This is a genomic window from Methylophaga sp. UBA4204 (assembly GCF_002379485.1).
Classification (GTDB): Bacteria; Pseudomonadota; Gammaproteobacteria; order Nitrosococcales; family Methylophagaceae; genus Methylophaga.
Genome location: NZ_DFTU01000093.1, coordinates 1 through 2,991, shown reverse-complemented (window position 1 = coordinate 2,991; position 2,991 = coordinate 1). Strand labels below are relative to the sequence as shown.

Below are 2,991 nucleotides of genomic sequence, written 5' to 3'. Positions count from 1 at the left end.
GCTGGGTTTGTTATATGGCAAACCTGATAAAAGTTTTTATACGAACGAGATTGTTCGCATGGCTGCGATGGGTCGGGGCACAGTTACCCGGGAACTGGAAAAACTTACTAGCGCGGGCATATTGATTAGTTCGAAAGAAGGTAATCAGCAGTATTATCAAGCAAATCCAGATAATCCGATATTTGATGAACTGGTGGCGATTGCAACAAAGACATTCGGGGTAGCTGATGTCGTTCGTCAGGCTTTAACCCGCGTTGATGGGCACGTTTTATGCGCCTTTATCTATGGCTCCATCGCGAAGGGCGAGGCAACGGCCAAAAGTGATATTGATTTGCTGGTTATTTCTGATAATTTGGCTTATGCGGATTTGATGGAATGTCTTGTTGACGCTGAAAAAGCTTTATCGCGACCTATCAATCCTTCTGTTTATGAATTAGAACATTTCAAACAGAAATGGCAGCAAGATAATGCATTTATTTCAAAGGTAATGGACCAACCGAAGATTTGGCTGAAGGGATCAGAAAATGACATTAGCGCATCTTGATAACCTGGTAAAAACTAACAATTTAAAAACAGAACCTGCAGATCAAAAAGAATTTGATGGCATGGTGATTTCTGCCAAACGCCGTTTGCAGGATGCCAATGTGGAAAGCTTATCCGACGATAGCCGTTTTTCATTAGCTTATGGTGCCGCACATGCTTTGTCTTTGGCGTCGATGCGTTGGCATGGATACCGCTCAGACAATCGATATCTGGTGTTTCAATGTTTGGAACACACTGTAGGCATGACAACTAGCAAGTGGCGAGTTTTAGATAAATGTCATAAGCAACGCAATCTGGCTGAATATGAAGGTCATCTGGAAATCACTCCACAGCTACTGGATGAATTGATTGCGATAACGAATGAGTTATTAACGTTGGTTGAAGAGTTGGGGCCAATTGTAAAATAACGATCAGTTGTTGCTGAAGGTGCAACAACTGATCAGAAAAATTATTGTTTTAATTGAGGAGAGGCTGACTCAATCAATAAAACCAATTCCTTTCTTAAGATAGCTTCCAATCCGGTCGAATATAATGACAGGTATATCCGGTTGGATAATGTTGCAGGTAATCCTGATGTTCGGGTTCTGCTTCCCAGAAATCACCGACAGGTTCCACTTCAGTAACAACTTTGCCTGGCCATAATCCAGATTGGTTTACATCTTCAATCGTCTGCTTGGCAATTTCGGCTTGCTCATCGCTGGTGTAATAAATTGCTGAACGATAACTCATGCCCCGATCATTGCCTTGTTGGTTAGGAGTGGTTGGATCATGGATCTGAAAGAAAAACTCCAGTAACTGTCTGTAAGTAATCTGCTCAGGATTAAAGATGATCTCAATACCTTCAGCATGTGTGCCATGGTTTGGATAAGTGGCATTTGGAATATCGCCGCCGGTGTAGCCGACTCGCGATGAGATAACGCCTGGTAATTTTCGAAGTAAATCCTGCATCCCCCAGAAACATCCTCCGGCCATTACGGCACGTTCAGTATTTGTCTCGCTCATTTTGTTTCACCTAAAGTTTCTGAAAACAGATTTTTAAACTCGTCGTAACCTTCTGCTTCAAGCTGTTCAACGGGAATAAATCGCAGGGATGCTGAGTTGATGCAATACCGCATTCCTCCTGCTTCTTCAGGGCCATCAGGGAAAACATGACCTAAATGACTGTCACCATGTACTGAGCGAACCTCAACACGGCGCATGCCCAGACTGTCATCAAAATTTTCGTTCACATTTTCATTCTGCACTGGACGGGTAAAGCTTGGCCAGCCAGTTCCGCTATCAAACTTATCTACTGAAGCAAATAAGGGTTCACCAGAAACTACATCGACGTAAAGCCCAGCTTCGTGATTGTCCCAATAAGCATTATCGAATGGTGGTTCAGTACCGCATTGTTGGGTGACGTAATGTTGCTCAGGTGATAGTTGTTCAACAACTTTAGGTGACTTTTGGTATTTCGTCATGACAATCAGCCTTTTGATTAAAGAGTAATCGTGAAATGGTTTATTGATAAATTAAAGACCCGTCAAAAATACAGTCCGTTCCCATTTAACAATAACGAAAATAACGTGGAGAAAAGTGGGCACGCTATATTGCTTATGGTGAAAGCGGTCTTAACAATCAGCTTCCACTACCTCAATACGGCCAACATCTTGGTTATTTTTATCGGAATAGACATAAACAAGCTTGGCACCCGCCTTTAGAACAGGTTGCATATCAGCATTACTGCAAAGGCTGGCAAGCAATTTGGGTTTGATATCCTCCAACACCGCCGTCGGATTCACATCGTCAATAGTGACATTGGTTAATGAATAATAATAAGTCATCAAATCGCTGGGACCGGCTAAAGCCTTAATAAGCTGAGTTTCATCATCGATTTTGATGGGCGCTCTGGAATTAATGAATTTTTCAGCCTCCATAAAACCTTCCTCAATCGTTGTCTCGGTTGGCAATTCCTGACCATTGTCAGAAGTGAGGTAGGGTGAAGGCGTATTTATCAAACGCGAAGCTATCATGATAATAGCAACGAACAGAATTATGCCGATGACGAAAAGTAACTTTTTATTCATTATGCTGCCTGATTTTTTATACGTTTATTATAAAGAGAATGTTAGCAAGCTTACCGATCACTAGGGAGAAAACAAAATCCTCTTTATTAAAACTGGTTCTGACGGGGGCAATGTTGTTCATTATAGGAATTAGTGCTTAGGCAGAAGAAATCAATTAGACCAATCGTGCATACCGTTGTGTATTTGTGGCTCCCACGGAGGACCGTGGGAACCAGTATTCGTTAGAAAACTTAGCGTGACTGCATACGCTCAATCGTTGTGGTCAATACGCGTTTCATTTTATCGGTCGCGCCGGTAAACGCCTGTTTGATGGTCGCGGCGTCATGGGTGACCACGTTGGGTTGGTGGCCTTCTATCCGGGCTTCGATCAGGCAACGGATAT

General features: G+C 42.7%; 5 protein-coding genes. 2 read left to right on the top strand and 3 right to left on the bottom strand.

The annotated features are described in order from the left end of the window. Window positions 1-58 precede the first annotated feature (58 nt). Window positions 59-544 carry a nucleotidyltransferase domain-containing protein gene (locus B3182_RS13905; RefSeq protein WP_349677939.1) on the top strand — a complete coding sequence of 162 codons (486 nt, stop codon included), beginning with the start codon at window positions 59-61 and terminating at the stop codon, window positions 542-544. Then, window positions 525-950: a hypothetical protein gene (locus B3182_RS13900; protein ID WP_292357527.1), complete on the top strand. Its 426-nt coding sequence runs from the start codon at window positions 525-527 to the stop codon at window positions 948-950. The genes B3182_RS13905 and B3182_RS13900 overlap by 20 nt, the downstream gene beginning before the upstream one ends. A gap of 94 nt (window positions 951-1,044) precedes the next feature. Here the strand turns inward: B3182_RS13900 and msrA are convergent, their stop codons facing one another. The 3 genes from msrA to B3182_RS13885 all read right to left on the bottom strand — a co-directional run bounded on the left by msrA (window position 1,045) and on the right by B3182_RS13885 (window position 2,609). Beyond that, entirely contained in the window at window positions 1,045-1,545 is a 501-nt protein-coding gene (msrA, locus tag B3182_RS13895) for a peptide-methionine (S)-S-oxide reductase MsrA (RefSeq protein WP_292357525.1), read from the bottom strand. Further along, window positions 1,542-2,003, bottom strand: coding sequence for a peptide-methionine (R)-S-oxide reductase MsrB (gene msrB / locus B3182_RS13890; protein ID WP_292357523.1), 462 nt, complete (start codon window positions 2,001-2,003; stop codon window positions 1,542-1,544). Before msrB ends, msrA begins: the two co-directional genes overlap by 4 nt. Before the next feature lie 150 nt (window positions 2,004-2,153). Beyond that, window positions 2,154-2,609: a hypothetical protein gene (locus B3182_RS13885; protein ID WP_292357521.1), complete on the bottom strand. Its 456-nt coding sequence runs from the start codon at window positions 2,607-2,609 to the stop codon at window positions 2,154-2,156. Window positions 2,610-2,991: the final 382 nt, after the last annotated feature.

What these genes read in the sequence shown, in the direction of transcription:
- B3182_RS13905 (WP_349677939.1), top strand. Translation starts at nt 59, where the DNA reads ATGGCTGCGATGGGTCGGGGCACAGTTACCCGGGAACTGGAAAAACTT.
- B3182_RS13900 (WP_292357527.1), top strand. Translation starts at nt 525, where the DNA reads ATGACATTAGCGCATCTTGATAACCTGGTAAAAACTAACAATTTAAAA.
- msrA (WP_292357525.1), bottom strand. Translation starts at nt 1,545, where the DNA reads ATGAGCGAGACAAATACTGAACGTGCCGTAATGGCCGGAGGATGTTTC.
- msrB (WP_292357523.1), bottom strand. Translation starts at nt 2,003, where the DNA reads ATGACGAAATACCAAAAGTCACCTAAAGTTGTTGAACAACTATCACCT.
- B3182_RS13885 (WP_292357521.1), bottom strand. Translation starts at nt 2,609, where the DNA reads ATGAATAAAAAGTTACTTTTCGTCATCGGCATAATTCTGTTCGTTGCT.